Genomic DNA, 19,476 nt, shown 5'->3' with positions numbered 1-19,476 from the left:
TCGTAGATATGGAGTTATGTGAAATCGGGCTATAACATAAAATCAAGGAGGTTGTAATAATGTCTAGTAGGTCTAGTGTCTTTAGGGAAGATGTCAGAAAAACCAATAAAGAATATTACTCATTAAAAGACAAAAAAGTCAAATATTATTTGATACCAGAAATGATATATTTAGAATCTATTGGGTCTGGGGAACGAGATATTTATAGAATGTATGATTATAAAGAGGTCTGGACGATTGGTCGATTTATTAACCGTGTAAAGTTCTATACGGTAAGAGATTTGGGTAAAAACTTTAGCAGAATGCCACTGGAATTAGCTTGGGGGGATTCGGATTATGAATATAAAGTATCAATGTGGGTGCCTGAATATATAACCGAAGATTTATTTGAGGTGACGATGACTGACCTCAGAGAAAGATATGATTTTGTTAAAAACTTGTCTATATCTCTAAATTCCAGGCAAGAAAGAAAATGTGCACAGCTACTTCACTTCGGTGAATATAGCCATATAGAATCATCAAAACAGTACCTTTTGGAAGAGATAAATGCAAAAGGGTATAGCCCGACGGGCAGACTAGAAGAAATCTTTATGAACCATCCACACTGTAACCCACCGGATAAACTCCAAATACTCCTAAGACAAGAAGTTGATGATAGCTTTCTCATTGAAGAGCCCGACATCACCTAACACCGCATTAGCGCATCGTCGCATTCGCTCCTCGGTCACTGGTGATGCTTTTGACAGAGAAGTTGAGTCATGTGACAACCCTGCAAGGCTAAGTCTACGACCCGTTGCGCTGTGCTTCACTTAAGCCTTTCGGGTTCGTTAATGCAAGAACGTTATAAGAAATCAGCGCAAATCTGAAAAACAGGAGTGATAATTATTAAATTCATACTAATATTTGGCCCTCAGGCAGTAGGTAAAATGACAGTCGGTTATGAGTTGACGAAAATAACTGAATTGAAATTATTCCACAATCATATGTCAATAGAATTGTTTCAACCCTATTTTGGATTCACTAGTGAAACCTGGAGACTATCAGGTATTGTTAGGAACGAGTTTTTTGAATCATTTTCTCGAAGCAATCAGTATGGTCTAATTTTTACTTTTGTATGGGGACTCGATCTTGAGGGTGATTGGGATTTTGTAAGGAAAACTTGTGAAATTTTTGAATCTAAAGGTGCAGAGATCTATTTTGTTGAGTTAGAAGCAGAAATCGATGAAAGAATTGTCAGAAACAGAACATCTTTTAGATTGGATCAAAAACCGAGTAAAAGGAACGTTGAACAATCTGAGAAAGATCTAATAAATACGTTGGAAAATCATAGGTTAAATTCATATCAAGGAGAAATTACAAGGGAAAACTATATGAAAATTAATAACACTAATCTAAGTGCTGACGAAGTAGCAAATATGATTAAAAAGCATTTCAATTTATGATAAGTGCTATGTAAGTTTTTCATGAAGGCGATGACATCCTATAACAACGTATTCACGCTGCGTGCCTAGCGACCCTTGGTCTGCAGAGGCAATTCGGGGAAGTTGATTCAGCAGACAACCCTGCACTGGCTAAGTCCATCGGACCCGGGGCTAACGCCCCTTAAGCCAGTGAGGGTTCGTGAATACAAGAACGTTATACGCAATATTGCTAGCAAAACTAATGTAGTGGGTTACGGAGGTGTTAAACTTGAAACAAATTGGTCAGGGTAGGACAGCAGACATATTTGAGCATCATGAAGATGAAAATATGATAATTAAACTTTACAAGAGGAGTTTCCCTGAAGATGCAATTAATCAGGAATTTCAGATTAGTAACTTAGTATATTCTTTAGGTATTAATACACCTCAACCAATTGAGTTAATTCAGTTGGATCATAGGAAGGGTATAATATTTCGACGAATATCAGGAGTCTCTTTACTTAAGATCATGGGAAAGAGTCCTCTTTCAATTAATAAGCATTCAAGGAAGTTAGCAACATTACATCATAATTTACATGGTCATCATGTGGTTGGGGAGCTAAGACAGCAAAAAAATGTATTGAGTAATAATATTAAATCAGCTTCTGCTCTTACAGAAAGTGAAAAGAATATAATAATTGACTACTTAGAAAAACTACCTCATGACAACAATAGGTTATGTCACGGAGATTATCATCCTGATAATGTGATGGTTGGCGAAGAAAACTGGATTATTGATTGGATGACAGGAATGTATGGTAATCCCGCAGGGGATGTTGCCAGATCAGTCATATTACTCAGTACTGGCACGATGCCCAACGGCACTTCGAAACATATAAATTCTGTTATTAATTTTTTAAGGGATAAATTGAAGAAAGAATACGTAAGGCATTATATAGAGCTATCAGGACTTGATTACGCTGATATCGATAGATGGATCTTGCCAGTTGCTGCAGCCAGATTAGTAGAATGGATGCCTAAAGAAGAACAAGAGCAATTATTAAAAATCATTAAAGAACGATTGAGGGCAGTTTCATAGAAGCGCAATACAGCGTATAACAATATGTTCAAGCATCGGGGCATACGCCCCTCGGTCATGGCATTGGTCAGAAGAAACCGACCGAGTGGCAGCATGGCACATCCATTCACCCAACCGCATCGCGGCCGGTCGAAATCGTGCTAGTCGCGCGACTCATGCAGCTTAGGGTGAATGGACGTCTTGAACACGGAAACGTTATGCGAAAGTTCGAAGAGTTACAGTAATTGTAATAATTATTAACAGTGCTATAATTAAGGAGCCATTCCTGTAATGAAGTAATTTGCCCTTTGAAAATAAAAAGCGCCTCCTGTATGCTGGGTCTCGGAATGACGGTCATTCACTGCCCTAATTGAAGGAGGACGCTCAATATGAAGTATAAACTGAAACAAAAACAGAATCAACGGATTACACGAATTACCGAATCGACGTTAGTTGTCGGAGCGGATATCGCCAAGAAAGTACATGTGGCTCGTGCAATAGATTATCGCGGGATAGAGCTAGGTAAAGATTGCGTGTTTCACAATAGCCAGGAAGGGCTGGCGAAGCTGGCAACGTGGATGAAAGAGCTCGGGCAAGCAAACGGTAAGACAGACATCGTGTTTGGCATCGAGCCTACCGGACACTACTGGTTCCCGTTAGCAGCCTTTTTAGAGAATCAAGACATCAAGATTGTCGTTGTAAACCCGCACCATGTCAACAAAAGCAAGGAACTCGAAGACAATTCGCAGACAAAGAGTGACTACAAGGATGCTAAGGTGATCGCGGATCTTATTCGGAATGGAAAGTACTCTGAACCGAATTTGCCGAAGAAAGAATACGCAGACCTGCGGATTCCAACTGAGCCACTCGGCATTCGATTCGCTTCCAAGCGTACCGACCCGCGAAGTCCTTTGCCAGTTTGAGAATGACCGATCGACTGTGCTGAATGAGCTTGGCTGCGATGTGAAAGAACTCCAGCCGGAACCTGGCGATCGTATAGCCACGATGAACCGGTTCGCAACAATCACGTTTGAATCGCTCGAACAAATTATAAGCGAGCAGCTTGATCAAAAGATCCAGTTCATTAGCCTTCAAAAACGCCGGAATCCCTTGTCACATAAGGTTTTTCGCTATTCCACAACTTCGCTTTTCTCGCTTCGAATTCGCATAACTTTGATTTTGTCAGCCAAGATATACGAACCCAGTCGCTTATGGGTTATACCTGTTATACGCACCTGATTCTTAGGTGATATACGAAGCTGATATTGAAAGCGTATCTTTTGTCAAAGCAGTGGTCAAGAGTATGATGCAATTGCGAAGCCGTATAACTCACTCGACAGGAATTTCTCTTCTGGGACAGCCTTTTTGTGTTCATTTGGTTGGATATCAAAGCAGCGCTCGGTAGTTTTTCGTTTATAAGTAATGGGGAAATTTTCCTATAGAAGAAACCATGATGGATTATTCACAGGGAACCCGCAATATTATGGAGGGGATGTCTAAGCATGGTGTGAAGCGATTAATTTGTGTATCGTCGAGTGCCTTAGAGCTTCCGCCACAAACCCCCTTCTTGAGCCGGGATGAATTGATCAACCTGGCTCCCTCAAAAGAGCAGGTTACCATTATACAGAGTACCTTGATGGGGGAGTGATACCGTAACATCTGGTTAGGATTGCCTGCAGGCATCTACAAAGATACGGTGTATGGTAGCATATTGGGATGAGCTTATGCACGCTGTAAAATATAATTTTCTGATTACGTTGGATCTCAGGTAGCCATTAACGAAAGTTAACGCTTATTCTACATCAATTGGATGCTGAATTTTATCTTTATAATCATCCACATAAAGTTGACCATTGCTGCCTTATACGGCGTAGAATACTTCCTCTAACTTTTTGCCACGTACCTTCAGTTGGGACAAAAGCCAAGATTCGGGAATATGGTTGGCTTTTAAAGTGTCGTTTAAAAGTTGCCCGTCGATTACAAGCTCAATTGGGAACTGTTTGGCATTGCTACCTGCATTCAACTGTAGATCTTTTAATGTCACGAATTGCTGTTCCTTTTTCTTTTGAACAGATAGTTTACCGTTGATCTCAAGGAGAGCGTACTCCACATCTTCTATATTAAAAATCTCTTTCTGGCGAAGCTGTTCGTTCAAAGAATCCATTGTCATATTATTTTTTTTCATATTGTCTTCCAAAATTAACCCACCTTCAATGAGGACGGTGGGTGTTCCTTCTGTCCACATCTTAAATTTCCTGAATTTCAAGAGTAACTTTGATAAAATATAAGAAGTAATTGTAAAAACAGACAATGCTATTAACAAGTGGGTAACTTCTATTTTTTCGTTAAATGCAAAGTTGGCTGCTATAGCTCCCAATATGACTGCTGTTACGAAATCATGAAAGTTCATGTTGGAGAGGGTTTGTTTTCCTAGTGCTCTAGCTATTAGCATTAGGATTATGAATGCTGAAAAACTTCTAATCAAAATAATGAGATGGTCCTTCATGCAGAAACCTCCAAGTTCAATTAATCATTTTTAGTAAAAAGGTTACCCTCCAAACTTGTTTGATATACCAGTGTGGAGAATTTATTTATAATTTTTGGACAATGCTTCTGATCTCTTCATTCGAATACTTGGTCATACGTTTCACCTCCTTTATGAGGCGTTTCTCCTCCGGATTAATATCGCTGGATTCATCTTAATCATGCTACATACCAGCCGGGTAGTTGTTTTTCAGTGTTTAAGCAAGGTTATCCAAGCAAATGATCCACATAGAAAATCATTTTTGCCTAGGCAAGCTACGATTTCTAACATTAGGCATATGATGGAGTATTTCAGAATGGAGGAAATAAAAAATGATGCATGCTGTGCCTCAAGCATTCATGAACCCAACATATCCCTATTACCCTTGGCAACTATATCAGCCATATCGCTATCCTCATTATGTTACGGGTTTTCCACCGGTGCATCCGCCCTACTATGTCAATGAGCGGTTTAGCTCTTGGCATGGGACGGAAATAAAGGACTATGGAAAAGAACCGCTTGTCATCAACATCGAACAAGTAACGAAACAGAACAATACGTACCGTACTGCTTTATGGACGGGGGAGCATTTCCAGGTAACCGTGATGAGCATTCCCGTCGGAAGTGATATCGGGTTAGAAGTCCACCCTAATACGGATCAATTTATTCGAATTGAAGAGGGGAAGGGCCTGGTTCAGATGGGGGATTCTAGAAATAATCTGGATTACCAGACTGAAGCCTATAAGGATTATGCCATTATGATCCCTGCCGGAAAGTGGCACAATCTGACCAATACCGGAAATAAACCCTTGAAGGTATACGTCATCTACGCTCCGCCAGAGCATCCGTTCGGCACCGTCCATGCCACGAAAGCTGAAGCTATGGCATCCCATCATCAGCGAAGTTGGTAGCATCTATTGGTTTAGTGTATATGGTTTTGGTTTCAGAGGAGAACCGGCTACCGCAGAATGGTGGCTGGTTTCTTATTTATGTGCAGGTAATATAATCGAGAATAAAAGATTGTAGCAATTCATCGAAGCTTAATTGCTGCTTTACCACACTTGGATTCTCAATGCTTGCGAGTGTGTTTTGCCGACGCTTACCGCTCATTAAACATGCACCTCGCTTTCATTTACATGAAAGAAGGGGAGTTCCTCGGCAAGATGCTCGATCGGACTGTACTTCTCGTGCTGCATGTTCAAGTCACGCGCAAACAGCTCCACATACATTTCCGTCGTTTCGATCCGCTCATGACCTAGGATGCTTTTCAGCGTGAAAATGTCGCCGCCATTCATTATATATTTCTTGGCGAATGTATGCCGGAATGTATGGCAGGAGCATTGAATGCCTTGAATGTTGGCAGCGGCGCAATAACGGGAAATCATCATCCGGATGCCGCCTGTTTGGAAGGGTTCATTTTCCAGAGTGATCCAAAGGTACTGGTGCCCGAGCGCCCCGCGTTCTTGCATATAACGCTTCAAGGCGTTTATGGCGAGCCGTTGAATCGGGACAAGGCGGCTTTTTCGACCTTTGCCTTGTACAATCCGAAGGGAAGCTTCTTCCGTCAAGACATCCGAAGTTTGAAGCTTGGCCAATTCTTTCAAACGGATGCCGGTATCAAGCAGCGTCAACATCATCACGTAATTGCGCAGGCCAGTAAAGGTGGAGCGGTTCGGTAAGGCAAATAAGTGTTGCAGATGCTCGTCCGTAAAAGTATGAGCCGTAGCTGGTTGAAGCTTAAACGGCTTTAACCAGACTCCAATATCGGATGCTGCCAGTCCTTCTCCGCAGAGAAATTTGAAAAATTCCTTGTAGATGCACAGATTGCAATTCACTGTCCGGAGTGAGAGCCCTTCCTCCAGCATACTCGGTATGACGTAATGGGTCAGGAGCGCAGGGGCCAGGTCGGACCATTGCATTTTTTGTAAGGCCAGGTGCTGATGGAGCTTTTCCAGACCGTTGCGGTAACGACGAATGGTCGCGTTGGTTAAGTTTCGAGATTTGCAGTCTTGAAGAAAAAGCCGGACGGCATCGTGCCAGTCAGCACTTGGTGAGAAGTGATCATTCTTTTGCACTTCGCATATCCTCCCTAAGGAGTTATGCGAACCGAAATGGATATACGAAGTAGGGGAAAGGGATTCGTATAACTATTGGATATACGGTTTCGTATAACTTTCACGAAAAACCGGGTTATTTGCAGCAGGTTAGGGCTATTTAAGAATACCCCAAATACCTTGATACATAAGGGTTTATCGGCATTTCGGAGGGTGTGCGGCACCTCCTTCCGGTTCATATAACACCATATTCACGCATCGGCTCCTGAGGGAGCCTTGGCCTGCAGGAAGAAATTCGAAGAGGGATATCAGCAGACACATCCGATTTCGTCGGACGTCATGAATACACGAACGTTATGCGAAACCTCTGGAAAGATAAAGGGGAAGTTTTAGATGATGCAAATAGAAGAAATACGAGAAATTGCGCTATCTTTGCCTGGAACAGTAGAAGTGGAGCACTGGGGAAAACCTTCATTTAGAATCAATAATAAGATCTTTGTAGTCATACAAGATGATATGAGCACTATTACAATTAAAACGACGAAAGAAGAAAGGCATTTATATACAAGCATGAGTCCTGAAACATACAAGATTCCGGACTCATTTTCAAACTTAAATTACATGCACATTGATCTTAAATCAGCAAAAAACGAAGAAGTAATTAATCTAATTAGGAATGCATGGGGTATCGTTGCTCCCAAGAAATTAACAAAAGTGTACTTTGAGAGCTGATTCGACGAAGCCCGAGGCATCATATAACACTGCATTCACGCTGCAGGAAGCTGTTGCTTATCTTGGTCTGCCCGAGGATTTTCGAGGAAGAAGAAGCAGGCGGACAACCCTGCACTGGCTAAGTCCATCGGACCCGCTCGCTTCGCTCACTTAAGCCAGTGAGGATTCGTGAATGCCTGGAACGTTATCGGAAATCAGCAAAAAATATAAAATAATACATAGAATATGAAACTACCATAAATTAAGGTTATCAAAATCGCTAGTCGGGGGGTTGCCCATGGAAATTGCAAATGAAGTAATCGAAAGTATGTTGATTAAGTTTAACTCGGAGAGGAAATGGACTCTCCAAGCGATTGGACAATTGTCAGAGGATGATTTAACATGGGTGCCTAACTCTGAAAGTAATAGTATTACTAATATAGTTGCTCATATTCGAGGTTGTGTTCATTCCAGAATAGAAACAATCTTATATGATATTCCAGACACGAGGGACAGAGACAAGGAGTTTGAGCGTGGACTCCAATATTCTAAAGATCAAGTTTACAACATGACAAAAGAAGCATTTGATATTATCATTCTCTATCTCGAACACCTCAAATCAAACCCTGAATTGTTGTTATCACAACCGTTTATCAATCGTCCACCTCTCACATATAGCCAGGTAAATAATGAGACAACGGTTCTTAATCTTATGATAGCAATGATTAGAGAAATGCATTATCACACCGGGCAAATAATATATGCAGCAAAGATTAGAAGGGGAGAACTTGTTTGGAATTATGACTGATATTAAAGTACATGAATGTTTGTTCCGAATGTTTAAGCTTCGGGCCATTCGAGCCTTGGTCCGGCAGAAGTTAGAAGTGGAATCTGAGAAGTATTTGCCAGTAGCGTGGAAGGGGAAATCAGCCGGACACATCCGCACCGACTAAGCGCATCGCGCCCGGCGACTTCTTCGCCTTAAGTCCCACAAAAGAGCCCAAATAGACTCGGAGGATTAACATGTTCAATCACATGATATCTGAAAGCACAGAAGAAGAAAGCAAATATGTTAGAACTAAACTTATAGAGTTCAATGCTAGTCAACTTTCAGATGATATTAAGAATAGATATGAAGAGATTAATCTTAACATTAAAGACGCAGATAATCAGATCATTGGTGGAGTGCTTAGTGTTTTGTGTTGGAATTGGCTCGAAGTTGATATTTTATGGATCGATGAGACACAAAGGCATCTAGGGCATGGCTCAACATTGTTAATGGAAATAGAAAAAATCGCTAGGGAGAAAGAATGTACCTTTATTAAGCTGAATACCTTTAGTTTTCAAGCACCTGGTTTAAGGATGATCTTGGGGGCATAACAAGGAAGGCATTAACATCATATAACAATGCATTCACGAGGCGGGACAGCAGTTGAAGCTGCCTTAAGGTTCTCGGGTTCGTGAATAAAGTGATATTATAAACCATTAATAGCCAGGAGAACACGAATGAAAAGAATAATGATAATTGGATCGGAGGATCAGGGAAATCTACTTTTTCCAGTAAACTCTCTGAAGTCTTAGGATTACCTTTGTACCATTTAGATGGTTTACCGCCTCGCCCCCTTTTTAGAAATCTACGGTAGGCAGTGTTTTCTGATTTTTTTATGCTCACGGGAAAGGGCATAGTAGCCATAGAGAACCGGAAGGAAATACACAAAATTGCACCATGTTCATGTGCCCCCACTCCATAAAATATGAGATAATAGAACAAGAAAATATAGAGTGAAAAGAATGGGGTATTCATCGATGAGCTATCAATGGTTGGAGCAGTGTATAGATGACTTGGAAAAGCACGGGCACCTCGTGAGAATCCGCGATGAAGTGGATCCGCACCTCGAGATGGCAGCGATTCACTTGAAGGTGTACGAGGCTGGAGGACCTGCATTATTATTTGAAAAGGTAAAGGGATCCAAATATCGCGCGGTGTCCAATTTGTTCGGCACGATCGAACGCAGCAAATTTATTTTTCGCCATACATGGGAAACGACTCAAGCGGTTATCGGCGTTCGAAATGACCCGATGAAGGCATTAAAGAATCCGTTTAAATATGCGGGGACCGGGTTCGCCGCCAGAAGAGCGCTGCCTCTGAAGAGGAACGGGCTCCCCGAGGACTTTGAGGAAATATCGATCTCCGATCTGCCGCAGATCAAGCATTGGCCTGATGATGGCGGCGCCTTCATCACCCTGCCTCAGGTATACAGCGAAGACCCGGACAAACCGGGAATTATGAACGCTAATCTGGGGATGTACCGGATTCAGATTAGCGGCAATGACTATGAGATGAATCGGGAGGTCGGCCTGCACTACCAGATTCATCGGGGGATTGGTATACATCAGGCAAAGGCCACGAGGAAAGGGCAGCCATTGAAGGTGAGCTGCTTTATTGGCGGTCCGCCGGCTCATACGCTGTCTGCCGTCATGCCGCTTCCTGAAGGCTTGAGTGAATTGACGTTTGCAGGACTGCTGGCCGGCCGTCATTTCCGCTACAGCTATGTGGACGGTTATTGCATTAGTCATGATGCGGATTTCGTGATTACTGGCGAAGTATATCCCCATGAGACGAAGCCGGAAGGGCCATTTGGGGATCATTTGGGCTATTACAGCTTAGTACATGATTTTCCGGTCATGAGGGTTCACAAGGTGTATGCCCGCAAGAACGCGATTTTCCCTTTCACGGTCGTCGGCCGTCCACCCCAAGAGGATACGTCTTTTGGTGCGCTTATACATGAGCTGACGGGAGGGGCAATACAGCAGGAAATTCCGGGGGTTAGAGAGGTTCATGCTGTTGATGCGGCCGGTGTACATCCGCTGCTGTTTGCTATTGGCAGTGAACGGTACACTCCTTACCAGAAGGTCAAACAGCCTGCGGAAATTTTAACGATTGCTAATCGAATTTTGGGGACGAACCAGCTTAGCCTGGCCAAGTATTTATTCATAGCTGCACAGGAAGAGGAGCCGCTCAGTACGCATGATGAGGCTGCGTTCTTCCGTTACATTCTGGAACGGATCGATTTGCGAAGAGACCTGCATTTTCAGACGAATACGACCATCGACACTTTGGATTATTCGGGTACCGGGTTAAATACCGGGAGCAAGGTAGTGTTTGCTGCAGCTGGAGATAAGAAAAGAGAGCTGTGTACTGAGGTTCCTGCGACTATCCAGGAGCTGCATTCTCTCGTCACCAATCCCCGTCTTGTATTGCCAGGAATCGTGGCAGTCCAAGCGGTACAGCCTTTCCTCGATTATCAGCAATGCGCGGACTTTATGAAGCAGCTGAGTGATGCGGTTATAGAGCAGGGAGGGCTTCCTGATTGCCCTATGATGGTTGTCTGTGATGACAGCACATTCACCAGTGCGTCTATTGCTAATTTTGTCTGGACCACCTTTACCCGCAGCAATCCGTCCCATGATTTGTACGGGGTCAATGAGTCGATTGAATTTAAGCATTGGGGCTGCGATAATGTCATCATTGACGCGAGAAGCAAGCCACACCATGCGCCTCCGCTCTTAGCTGATGCCGAGGTTGAGAGAAACATTGAACGATTTTTCAAAGCGGACGGGCCTTTGGGCTAGTCGCTCGTAATGCCTCTCCCTTGGCGAAAGTACGCAAGGGCGGAAAGACAAAGAACATAGGGCGCAAAACCACGGGGAAGCAAGGGCAAAACCTATAGCTTCAAGAGGAACTAAAGGAATACTATGAGGCAAATGATGATGAGCAAATAGAAGAGTTGGCAGATATAGTTGAAGTAATTTATGTTGCAGAAAAGAAGGGAATAAGTATAGATCAGTTTGAACAGATCCGGCTAGCTAAAAAGGAAGAGCGCTGAGGATTTGAACAGAAGCTTCTCGTGATAAGTGCAGAATAAAGGATAGACGGAGCACCGTGGTCGGTGCTCTTTTTATTAGTGGCTTTAGCCAGTTGGGCTCGCGAAGCGTGCGAAACAAAAAAACACCCGTTGGACGGGTGGTCCTGATTTGATCATTATATATCTAGAATAAGATTAAACCTTTTATTAGATTTAAAAGAAAAAAATAGAAACTTTTATCGTTTATTGTTGTTATTATATTTAGACCCTTAATTATAGACGAAAGGAGTACTTGATTATCAATGATGCAAGGGTAAATATGAAATAGAGGTTGGATTATATTGAAATTTAAAAAATCTGGAATTCTACTACTTGCTGTTACAACACTTTTTGCTTCAATTATACTTCCGAGCAGTGTCTCCGCTGAAGATAGCGTTTCTAGAAATGATGTAAACTTTCAAGGAGTTCATGTTTTAAAGACTGAACTTAACGAAGGAAAAATAGCTAACCAGAAGACAGGTTCAACAGATGCAAGCTTCTTTGCCGAAAATGATAAAGCAACTCCTTTTGCTGATGATATTGGATGCTACAGCCAACCGGATACACCTCAATTAACAGGTGACATTGGACTAGCATGTTCAAGATTTGGTGCGCCTGTTCAATTGTCTACAAACAAAATTACCATTGTTAATGGTGTTGCTTTAGAGTATACGATAAAGGACGGTCAGTTCGCCGTGTTTACGAGACCTGATTTGTACTATTATCAAGAACAAGCTACACAGAGTTGGTTTAATGCAGCCGTGGGAAAATTCACTCAAACATTTACTACTGGTTACGGTACTTATCTAACCTATAAAGTTGCCGGAAAAAATCCTTATATGGCTAAATTAATGGACAAGTTCAGAAATCAAAAACCATTCCCTTATGGAAATTGGGCTTTAGGAGCTGGGGCCTGGATGTTAGCTAATGAAGTACCACTTTGGGGAGATATTATAGCTGCTCCAGTTCCAGCTGCTGGAACCAAAGAAGTTATCGTCTATCTAAGTAAAACAGGAAAGGATAATACTTGGCATTATCGTACTCGTTTCACAATAAGCCCTTCAGGAAGCGTAACTTATAAAACATGGACAGTTGGGATATAAAGATTTAAAATGTAGTCAACGCTGATTCAGCATAATGGAGGTACAAGACATTGGCTGGTCTTAGTTTTCAAGATTTTTACTATATCGGTAGTTTTACAATGTTAAGTGTGTTTAGCGCTATGTTGATTGCTAATGTCTTAATTCAATTAAGTCAAAAAAAGTTTAATATTAAAAACGTATTGATTAATGCAGTTGGAATGACCGCAATCATATTTATTGTGCATGTCGTCATCGTTTTAATTAGATCAGTATAAACAAGATTTCAAAAAGGGGCTGTCTCAAAAGTTATCGTGGATGACTGAGGGACAGCTCCTTCCTGAATTTTTAAAACTAAAAACCGATATAATCTTAGGGGGGAATAGATTGTGAACTCACTAGATCAACAGGAGTGGGGAAAATGGAGTAATATCCGAAGCAAAGGTAAATGGGCATATATATTTCGTTGGGTAACCTACGGTATACTTTTTATCTCGCTAATCAGGGCAACTCTGTACATGACTAGTAGTAAGGAAATGGATCGTAGCGATATTGTTGCTTTTATAACAGTTGCTATCTTAATCGGAATAACTGTCGGATGGATTAGATGGTCAACCTTTGAGAGAAGATATAATAACCCAACCAGAACGAGCAAAGATATAGCAGAAGAATAGCAAGGGCGATTCAGCAAGATCGTATCAGAAATGAAAGGACATATGAAATGCAGAAGTTGCCCCGGGGTATAACTGGATTTGGCCGATCTGATTCGGAAGCTGCAGTTACAGAAAAGGAATTCAAACAGCTGTGCTATCAATTACTGATGGAACATGGATTCCAGACCTTTGAAATGGTAAGCACATATCATCATAACTACTATGTTGGGGAATTACGTGGGGATGAGCAATTCGTATATGTACTAATGAACAAACACTATCCATTCGTAGCGATGGCCACGAAGTACGAAGATGGAAATGTCGAATTTATAGCGGATAATCGGTTTAATGGTGTAGCGCATAGAGAACGTTTTTGGAATCACACCACATCGTTTAACCAATATGTTCTATTACGATTCAATGTCCTAGAAGCATTGCTGACGGATGATCTGACAAAGGAACTGGATAAGGACGAACTTAAGCAAATTGATTACTGGAAACCTGTTAAAATCAAGGATATTGTGTTTAATCATTGGGACTGATGGTAGGATCAAGAAGTTGCCCCTTTGAGCTACGGCGCAATAAGAACGCGGGATCAGAAGCACGTTTAGACGGCCTACTTCTGCGTATAACACGGTGCAGGCACGTTCGATTGAAGAAGGAACTATTCATCATATGTAGAATATTTTAGGTGATAGTTATAAGTTTTTATGATTATATGAATGGAGTGATTACATGTTTTTTATTAACATCAGTGCAGGGCTGACAATAATAATCATAAGTTTAGTTTTGTGGTTTCTTTACAGGGGGAAATGGAGTGAGCGTCTAAAGAACATGGGAAGTTTAATACAATCATTCTCGATTGCGATCGCAGTGGGATATGGTTTAGTTTTCTTATCCAATATGGGCAGCGTGCAGAGAATAGTGGAAGACCTGCATTATAGCCTGGTTCTCATATTTTATGGGGTTGTCATTAATATATTGATCAACATATACACGCGAGTGGCTAATCGCACTGCATAGAGGAACGATTGGAAAACAGTCTTTGCAACGTTGTTAAGACTGTTTTCTTTCTGTAAGTCATTTCATAGGTTAGGGGATATCCCAGATACAGGAACTGTTGTAGAGATTCAGGAGGAAAGATGAGAACTATAATCCATCTGCTTATTACGCTATCTATTGTGTTCCTCATATTCATATTTGGTAACTCCATGACGACAAGGCCAGGTACGATTTCCGGTAACGGGAATCCGGCCATTCTGCTGTTTGTGCCTTTGGTCGTTTTATTTATCGTCCTGATATCTCAATGGTTTAAAGTATTTCGTCATACGCATATTACGTTGAAAAATCTCATGATCATGTCCGTGCTTCTTGTTGGTCATCAAGTGATCGGTGTGTATGTTCAAATCATCAGCTTTCGTAACTATCGAGATTTCTTGGCCGAAATATACGCGCAGCAGTATGGAACTGTCGATTGGGAGTATATTCATTCGATAACCTCAGGACTATCCATCCACATCAACAATCAGTATTTCAACGTTAATACCTATTTTTTATTTATAGGCCTTTCATTATTAGTATGGCTGTTAAGTCGGATCGTACACACCGCAGGAAGAAGATAGGGAGGAACTATATTTTGCCGCAGATCAAGAAGAGCTTATATGCATTAGCCGTTTTCATTGTTTTACTCATCATCATTCAAGTCTTTGTAAGCGGGATTGTGTTTTCGATTATTTCAGATGTTTATTTAAGGAGTCTCCTAACTCTTCTGATATCCATAGGCATTTCATTATATGTAACCAGAAGAATTGTAGGGAGAAAGACTCGCAAGAAATTATATTAGCCGGTGTCCGATAGATAGTTGAAAGGGCGACAAGCAGAGGAGAGAACAATGAACGTAACGGATATTCCTATCTATTTGCTAGATCAAATCGGATCGATTCATAAGATATCCTTGCCCCAGCAAGGACATACATCGCTCGTTATAAAAATTGAAACCCGTGAGCATCAATTCATTATTAAAAAAACGGAGCATGAACTGTATAATGAATGGTTGCTAGAGGAGTACAACGCATTACAAAGTATCTCGTCTGCCGGCATCCCCGTACCTAAGGTGCATGCTTTTCATGAACAAGGCAAGTCAAGATGGTTGCTCATGGATTATATCGAAGGCATTAGTTTAAGGCATTTTTTAGCTGGGAAGCCTGATCCTAAAGATAGAGAGCGCGTGATTGCTGAGTATGGACTTAGTTTAAAACAAATCCACGATACGAAGTGCCCCGCTAATCTGCACCGCCAGAGCGATATCTCTTGGTTAGACTCCATGTTTACACAAGCAGGCCATAACTTGAAGAATTATGAAGTGGCTGGAACGGAAGAGCTTCTAGTGCGGTTAAGGGATACACCCCTGCAACCGATAGAAAACACGTTCATTCATGGAGATTATCACACGAATAATGTGTTGATAAAGCACAATAAAGTTGTTGGCATCATCGATTGGCCAAGAGCGGCCTTTGGCGATCCACGATTTGATATCGCATTAGCTATTAGACCCAAGCAGGGTGTATTTGATCAAACAGGAGATAAAGACATATTCTTGGAGGCATATGACCGGTTGACGATCACCGAGGAAGAGTATTTGTTCTTCCAAGAGGGGCTGTATCAGTTCTTCTAATCCGCTTGGTTTTCAACATCAACTTTATAATTTAGTGATAACTCATCGCCCGGCAAACCTCTTATTCCCCAATGACTTCTAGGTGTCTCGAAAATAGTGACCTCAATATCATTAACATCAAACCCGAGCACCTGGACTCTCTTAAAAATCAAACGGATTAACTTCTTTTTCACTTCAGCCGATCTGCCTTCGAACATACTTATTTCAATGATGGTATACCTTTCTGATCGATCGTTAGGGAAGTAAATATCATCTTTATTCATAAAAATGAAACGTTGAAACCTTTTTTCTTCAGGTAATTGCAATGCGTCCATAAGACAAGAATGCAGGATCTCAGAAAATTGTTTCTGACATGGTTTTAAGGACTCATAGATTCCATAAATCTTTACTTGTGCCATTGAAGTTCACCTCTTCTATTAAAGGATCAGTAGCTTGGTGGTCATGTCCCAACATCGATCTACGAACTCCTAAAACATTCTTCACAATAGAGTATTTCGCGAAATTATGGAACTATCCTGCTACGCCGGAAAGAGAAAAACGAAAATGCCGGGCTATGAATATTGATCATAACAACGGAACTGCGGTAAAATGACGTGAATAGGAAATAGGTGAAGGTAGAGCAGGCAATATACCTGCAACAATACATAAGCTCCACTGGATACCTAACCATTAAAGATGAATGAACGTACAGAAGCAAACAAGTAATGAGGAAACACCGTAGAGGGAACAGGGGGACGTAGTGGTTATGCTGATGGTAATCTATGGTTTTTTCTTACTTATATGGTCTGTGATTGTTATTCTATATTATATGTGGACATCCTTATTCTGGTCGCTGATACTTCGTGCTCAGAAACTTGAAAATGAAGGGAAATTGTTCATTTCCCGATTCGTTTCTTTGCTCTCTGTAATCTTGAACATCTTCCTATTGAAAATCATTTGCGATTATACGGATACGCCGAGCTTATTCCACGTCACCAAAATCACTTCAGCTTGTTTTACGGCTGCACTTATCTATATCGTCGTGTTAGGCATTGCAACCATTCCTTTTATCAGAAAAGACGGAACCGACATGCTGAAGCAAGCTATATATGGGAAGAAGAAGAAAAAGAAATGGTAAACCATATCCGCGGCAGCCGGCCACAACAAGATCGGCTGTTGTTTGATTAGGAAGTTCTCCCGTTTCTCCCCGTTAAGTTACACTAACAAGGAATTCACAGAATAATGGTTATCCAGTTGAATGATTATGATCATAATTGTGAACAGGAGGAGACCGAAGTGAAGACAATCCAATGCATGATGGAGCACATGTACTGGGCCGACGGACGGATATTGGAGGCGCTTGAGGAAAGTGGAACGAAGGACAAGGACCTTCTTAAGCTGGTTCGGCACGTCGCGGTGGCAGAACAAGTCTGGCTGTCCCGATTGCAGGGCAAGGGCAGCATGCAATATGTGTTGTGGGAGGAAGCCGCGAACCTGACGGAGATCCGGACGATGTTTGAGGATAATGCCAAGCAATATCGTGTCTATATGGAAGGGCTCAAGGAATCCGAGTTGGACGAGATGGTCGACTATACGAACCAGAGTGGGGTTCCATTCCAAACATCAGTTCGTGACATCCTGTTGCAGGTCCTCCTACACGGGCAATATCACCGCGGACAGATCAACCGGGCACTTCGGCTCGAATCGGCAGAGCCTGTTCAGATCGATTACATTACATTTGCGAGGCTCTAGCCTAGCTAGCGTTCTTTGGACGCGGAATACGGACTTGGTCGATAAGAACGGGAGGAAGGAGTAGATCGGCATGACAATCGAAGAATTCATCGAACACGGCTTGTCTTATCCAGGCTCGTATGAAGATCAACCTTTCGGAGAAGGCTGGACGGCCATACGCCATAAAGGGAACCAAAAGATTTTTGCCTTGATATTTAACCGAGATGGCCATCTTTGCGTCAACCTGAAATGTGATCCTGATCGATCCGATTTTCTTCGGCAGGCTTTTAAGGAAGTCCAGCCGGGATATCACATGAATAAAGAGCACTGGAATACCGTGATCCTGGATGGCGAGCTTCCGGAAGAGGATCTTCATGACATGGTAAGGCATAGTTATGAACTCACAAGGCCTAAACGCAAGATCAAAGAAGATGCATAGATAACCCTAGAGCCTAACGTAACGCAGAATTACAGACAAACCTGATCCAAAATCAAGAATGAACTTATTGTCCAATGGGAAATGGTTTTTTATATGATCGTGTATATATTTTTTTTGTAACCCATGCTGGGCGCACAAACCAATGATACTAGCTCGGAGATAAAGTCATTTGGCAATAAGCACCCCTTGTTCGATGACACAACATCAATAATTTAGCCCTGTCCCCATTCTTTAATCTTAGTAAAAATAACCTGAAGAAAACAAAGCAGCTGGATCAATAGCATTCAGCCGCTTTGTTTTTTGTCGCTAATAAGAGCAATATCTGTATTGGATACTAGCTGATCAACGCAACCATTTGAGCTACTCGCCAAAGAAATTTCTGCATACATGCAATATTCCCTCGGCATAAGGATAAGGGGCAACGTTGTTGTGGTATGACTTGGCCTCTGCCGTTGCGTTTTGAAGAAGATACCCATGGGCAACCATCCGAAGCATCTCGATGTCATTTCCACTGTCACCAAAGGCCCATGTTTTGGAAGGAAGCACCTGGCAATAATCCATCAGAAATTGCACAGCCGCTTTCTTGCCAGTTCCTGTGGGGATAAAATCAACATCATATGCGTGCTCCGGATCACCCGCCTTGGGATTGCAAATATTGATATTAATGCCGATCCCGTGATTTGCGGCCAGGTGTCTGATGACGTTTAGATCGTATGGGGTTCTGGCTGCAGATACCGGATAATAATAGTAGTTCATTTTATATCCGGATTGACCAAATTGAGTCTGTTCTTGAAGGACGATGTTGTATGTTGATTTTAATTCGCTAATTAAATCTTCTACATCTCTTCGAGAGAATCCGGATGCTTTAATAATCTCTGTCCAGGATGGAACAGTGACCCAATGTCCGTCAGACTTAATCTCCCACATCTCTGTGCCCAGATTACTCGCGATAAAATGGGGGAGCTGCGTCATCCCGGCCATTTTCATTTTCGCTTGGATTTGCTGAACACTGCTTCCGGTGACCCAGGCTATCTTGACTTGATGATTTCTGGCAAGCAGCTGGAGGTATTGTTCCAATTCGTAAACCATGTTAAGTTGTTCAGGCAAACATTCATGCGGGTAATAGGTTTCGTCAAAATCAAAAAATATCAGGTATTCGGTTACAGTGGGGGTATAGATGACTTTCATGTGTGTCATTCCTCCTACAGTTTGTTAACGATATCATAGTTGCAGGGAACGTTCCCAGGTC

The 19,476-nt window shown here is 41.9% G+C and carries 19 protein-coding genes and 2 pseudogenes; 16 read left to right on the top strand and 5 right to left on the bottom strand.

What is annotated here, in order from left to right; genetic code table 11:
* Positions 1-59 precede the first annotated feature (59 nt).
* The 4 genes and pseudogenes from CHH75_RS00380 to CHH75_RS00365 all read left to right on the top strand — a co-directional run.
* A complete protein-coding gene (locus CHH75_RS00380; protein ID WP_095397138.1) occupies positions 60-689 on the top strand; it encodes a hypothetical protein in 630 nt (209 codons plus the stop codon).
* Between the two features lie 195 nt (positions 690-884).
* Positions 885-1,442, top strand: coding sequence for a shikimate kinase (locus CHH75_RS00375; RefSeq protein WP_095397283.1), 558 nt, complete (start codon positions 885-887; stop codon positions 1,440-1,442).
* A gap of 247 nt (positions 1,443-1,689) precedes the next feature.
* Positions 1,690-2,499 carry an aminoglycoside phosphotransferase family protein gene (locus CHH75_RS00370; RefSeq protein ID WP_095397137.1) on the top strand — a complete coding sequence of 270 codons (810 nt, stop codon included), beginning with the start codon at positions 1,690-1,692 and terminating at the stop codon, positions 2,497-2,499.
* A 368-nt stretch (positions 2,500-2,867) separates the two neighbouring features.
* Positions 2,868-3,332: pseudogene (locus tag CHH75_RS00365) on the top strand (IS110 family transposase); the annotation flags it as partial.
* On the opposite strand, the pseudogene CHH75_RS00360 reads toward CHH75_RS00365, so the two are convergent.
* Both CHH75_RS00360 and CHH75_RS00350 read right to left on the bottom strand, forming a co-directional pair.
* Positions 3,331-3,570: pseudogene (locus CHH75_RS00360) on the bottom strand (transposase); the annotation flags it as partial. The pseudogenes CHH75_RS00365 and CHH75_RS00360 sit on opposite strands and share 2 nt — an antisense overlap.
* Positions 3,571-4,339: 769 nt before the next feature.
* Positions 4,340-4,984: a DUF421 domain-containing protein gene (locus CHH75_RS00350; RefSeq protein ID WP_341037514.1), complete on the bottom strand. Its 645-nt coding sequence runs from the start codon at positions 4,982-4,984 to the stop codon at positions 4,340-4,342.
* Between the two features lie 377 nt (positions 4,985-5,361).
* On the opposite strand from CHH75_RS00350, the gene CHH75_RS00345 reads away from it, so the two are divergent.
* Positions 5,362-5,913, top strand: a complete 552-nt coding sequence (locus CHH75_RS00345) for a cupin domain-containing protein (RefSeq protein WP_255222919.1) — start codon at positions 5,362-5,364, stop codon at positions 5,911-5,913.
* A gap of 198 nt (positions 5,914-6,111) precedes the next feature.
* On the opposite strand, the gene CHH75_RS00340 is transcribed toward CHH75_RS00345, so the two are convergent.
* On the bottom strand, positions 6,112-7,077 hold the full coding sequence (locus tag CHH75_RS00340; protein WP_255222918.1) for a tyrosine-type recombinase/integrase: 966 nt from the start codon (positions 7,075-7,077) through the stop codon (positions 6,112-6,114).
* A gap of 372 nt (positions 7,078-7,449) precedes the next feature.
* Here CHH75_RS00340 and CHH75_RS00335 point away from each other — a divergent pair, with 372 nt between their 5' ends.
* From CHH75_RS00335 to CHH75_RS00280, 8 genes are all read left to right on the top strand, one after another.
* Positions 7,450-7,788, top strand: coding sequence for an MmcQ/YjbR family DNA-binding protein (locus tag CHH75_RS00335; RefSeq protein ID WP_095397135.1), 339 nt, complete (start codon positions 7,450-7,452; stop codon positions 7,786-7,788).
* Positions 7,789-8,065: 277 nt separating this feature from the next.
* Complete coding sequence (locus tag CHH75_RS00330) at positions 8,066-8,575, top strand: DinB family protein (protein WP_095397134.1); 510 nt, start codon at positions 8,066-8,068, stop codon at positions 8,573-8,575.
* Between the two features lie 215 nt (positions 8,576-8,790).
* Positions 8,791-9,147 (top strand): GNAT family N-acetyltransferase, encoded by a 357-nt coding sequence (locus CHH75_RS00325; RefSeq protein WP_095397133.1) that lies wholly within the window; start codon positions 8,791-8,793, stop codon positions 9,145-9,147.
* Between the two features lie 426 nt (positions 9,148-9,573).
* On the top strand, positions 9,574-11,400 hold the full coding sequence (locus CHH75_RS00320; RefSeq protein WP_095397132.1) for a UbiD family decarboxylase: 1,827 nt from the start codon (positions 9,574-9,576) through the stop codon (positions 11,398-11,400).
* Between the two features lie 574 nt (positions 11,401-11,974).
* Positions 11,975-12,775: a hypothetical protein gene (locus tag CHH75_RS00315; protein WP_095397131.1), complete on the top strand. Its 801-nt coding sequence runs from the start codon at positions 11,975-11,977 to the stop codon at positions 12,773-12,775.
* A 697-nt stretch (positions 12,776-13,472) separates the two neighbouring features.
* Positions 13,473-13,946 carry a hypothetical protein gene (locus tag CHH75_RS00300; protein ID WP_095397129.1) on the top strand — a complete coding sequence of 158 codons (474 nt, stop codon included), beginning with the start codon at positions 13,473-13,475 and terminating at the stop codon, positions 13,944-13,946.
* Positions 13,947-14,546: 600 nt separating this feature from the next.
* The gene (locus CHH75_RS00290; protein ID WP_095397127.1) at positions 14,547-15,026 is read left to right on the top strand and encodes a hypothetical protein; all 480 of its coding nucleotides are present in this window, start codon (positions 14,547-14,549) and stop codon (positions 15,024-15,026) included.
* 269 nt (positions 15,027-15,295) lie between these two features.
* A complete protein-coding gene (locus CHH75_RS00280) occupies positions 15,296-16,078 on the top strand; it encodes a phosphotransferase family protein (protein ID WP_095397125.1) in 783 nt (260 codons plus the stop codon).
* On the opposite strand, the gene CHH75_RS00275 is transcribed toward CHH75_RS00280, so the two are convergent.
* Positions 16,075-16,476, bottom strand: a complete 402-nt coding sequence (locus CHH75_RS00275; RefSeq protein WP_095266438.1) for a tautomerase family protein — start codon at positions 16,474-16,476, stop codon at positions 16,075-16,077. The two genes, CHH75_RS00280 and CHH75_RS00275, sit on opposite strands and share 4 nt — an antisense overlap.
* Before the next feature lie 347 nt (positions 16,477-16,823).
* Here CHH75_RS00275 and CHH75_RS00270 point away from each other — a divergent pair, with 347 nt between their 5' ends.
* The 3 genes from CHH75_RS00270 (at position 16,824) to CHH75_RS00260 (ending at position 18,227) form a co-directional block, all read left to right on the top strand.
* Positions 16,824-17,195, top strand: coding sequence for a hypothetical protein (locus CHH75_RS00270; protein WP_095266439.1), 372 nt, complete (start codon positions 16,824-16,826; stop codon positions 17,193-17,195).
* A gap of 158 nt (positions 17,196-17,353) precedes the next feature.
* Positions 17,354-17,809: a DinB family protein gene (locus CHH75_RS00265; protein ID WP_095266445.1), complete on the top strand. Its 456-nt coding sequence runs from the start codon at positions 17,354-17,356 to the stop codon at positions 17,807-17,809.
* Positions 17,810-17,879: 70 nt separating this feature from the next.
* Positions 17,880-18,227, top strand: a complete 348-nt coding sequence (locus CHH75_RS00260) for an MmcQ/YjbR family DNA-binding protein (protein WP_095397124.1) — start codon at positions 17,880-17,882, stop codon at positions 18,225-18,227.
* A gap of 360 nt (positions 18,228-18,587) precedes the next feature.
* Here CHH75_RS00260 and CHH75_RS00255 read toward each other — a convergent pair whose 3' ends face one another.
* Positions 18,588-19,415 carry an HAD-IIB family hydrolase gene (locus CHH75_RS00255; protein ID WP_095397123.1) on the bottom strand — a complete coding sequence of 276 codons (828 nt, stop codon included), beginning with the start codon at positions 19,413-19,415 and terminating at the stop codon, positions 18,588-18,590.
* Positions 19,416-19,476 lie beyond the last annotated feature (61 nt).

The sequence above is a fragment of the Paenibacillus sp. 7541 genome (assembly GCF_002276395.1).
GTDB classification, from domain to species: domain Bacteria; phylum Bacillota; class Bacilli; order Paenibacillales; family Paenibacillaceae; genus Paenibacillus_AQ; species Paenibacillus_AQ campinasensis.
The sequence above is the reverse complement of the archived record's forward strand: the minus strand, read 5'-3'. Positions and strand labels throughout refer to the sequence as shown.

Bases quoted from the DNA above. Each gene is read 5' to 3' on its own strand.
- CHH75_RS00270 (WP_095266439.1), top strand. From the start codon at position 16,824: ATGCTGATGGTAATCTATGGTTTTTTCTTACTTATATGGTCTGTGATT.
- CHH75_RS00345 (WP_255222919.1), top strand. From the start codon at position 5,362: ATGAACCCAACATATCCCTATTACCCTTGGCAACTATATCAGCCATAT.
- CHH75_RS00260 (WP_095397124.1), top strand. From the start codon at position 17,880: ATGACAATCGAAGAATTCATCGAACACGGCTTGTCTTATCCAGGCTCG.
- CHH75_RS00325 (WP_095397133.1), top strand. From the start codon at position 8,791: ATGTTCAATCACATGATATCTGAAAGCACAGAAGAAGAAAGCAAATAT.
- CHH75_RS00380 (WP_095397138.1), top strand. From the start codon at position 60: ATGTCTAGTAGGTCTAGTGTCTTTAGGGAAGATGTCAGAAAAACCAAT.
- CHH75_RS00255 (WP_095397123.1), bottom strand. From the start codon at position 19,415: ATGAAAGTCATCTATACCCCCACTGTAACCGAATACCTGATATTTTTT.
- CHH75_RS00290 (WP_095397127.1), top strand. From the start codon at position 14,547: ATGAGAACTATAATCCATCTGCTTATTACGCTATCTATTGTGTTCCTC.
- CHH75_RS00335 (WP_095397135.1), top strand. From the start codon at position 7,450: ATGATGCAAATAGAAGAAATACGAGAAATTGCGCTATCTTTGCCTGGA.
- CHH75_RS00320 (WP_095397132.1), top strand. From the start codon at position 9,574: ATGAGCTATCAATGGTTGGAGCAGTGTATAGATGACTTGGAAAAGCAC.
- CHH75_RS00275 (WP_095266438.1), bottom strand. From the start codon at position 16,476: ATGGCACAAGTAAAGATTTATGGAATCTATGAGTCCTTAAAACCATGT.
- CHH75_RS00350 (WP_341037514.1), bottom strand. From the start codon at position 4,984: ATGAAGGACCATCTCATTATTTTGATTAGAAGTTTTTCAGCATTCATA.
- CHH75_RS00330 (WP_095397134.1), top strand. From the start codon at position 8,066: ATGGAAATTGCAAATGAAGTAATCGAAAGTATGTTGATTAAGTTTAAC.
- CHH75_RS00300 (WP_095397129.1), top strand. From the start codon at position 13,473: ATGCAGAAGTTGCCCCGGGGTATAACTGGATTTGGCCGATCTGATTCG.
- CHH75_RS00280 (WP_095397125.1), top strand. From the start codon at position 15,296: ATGAACGTAACGGATATTCCTATCTATTTGCTAGATCAAATCGGATCG.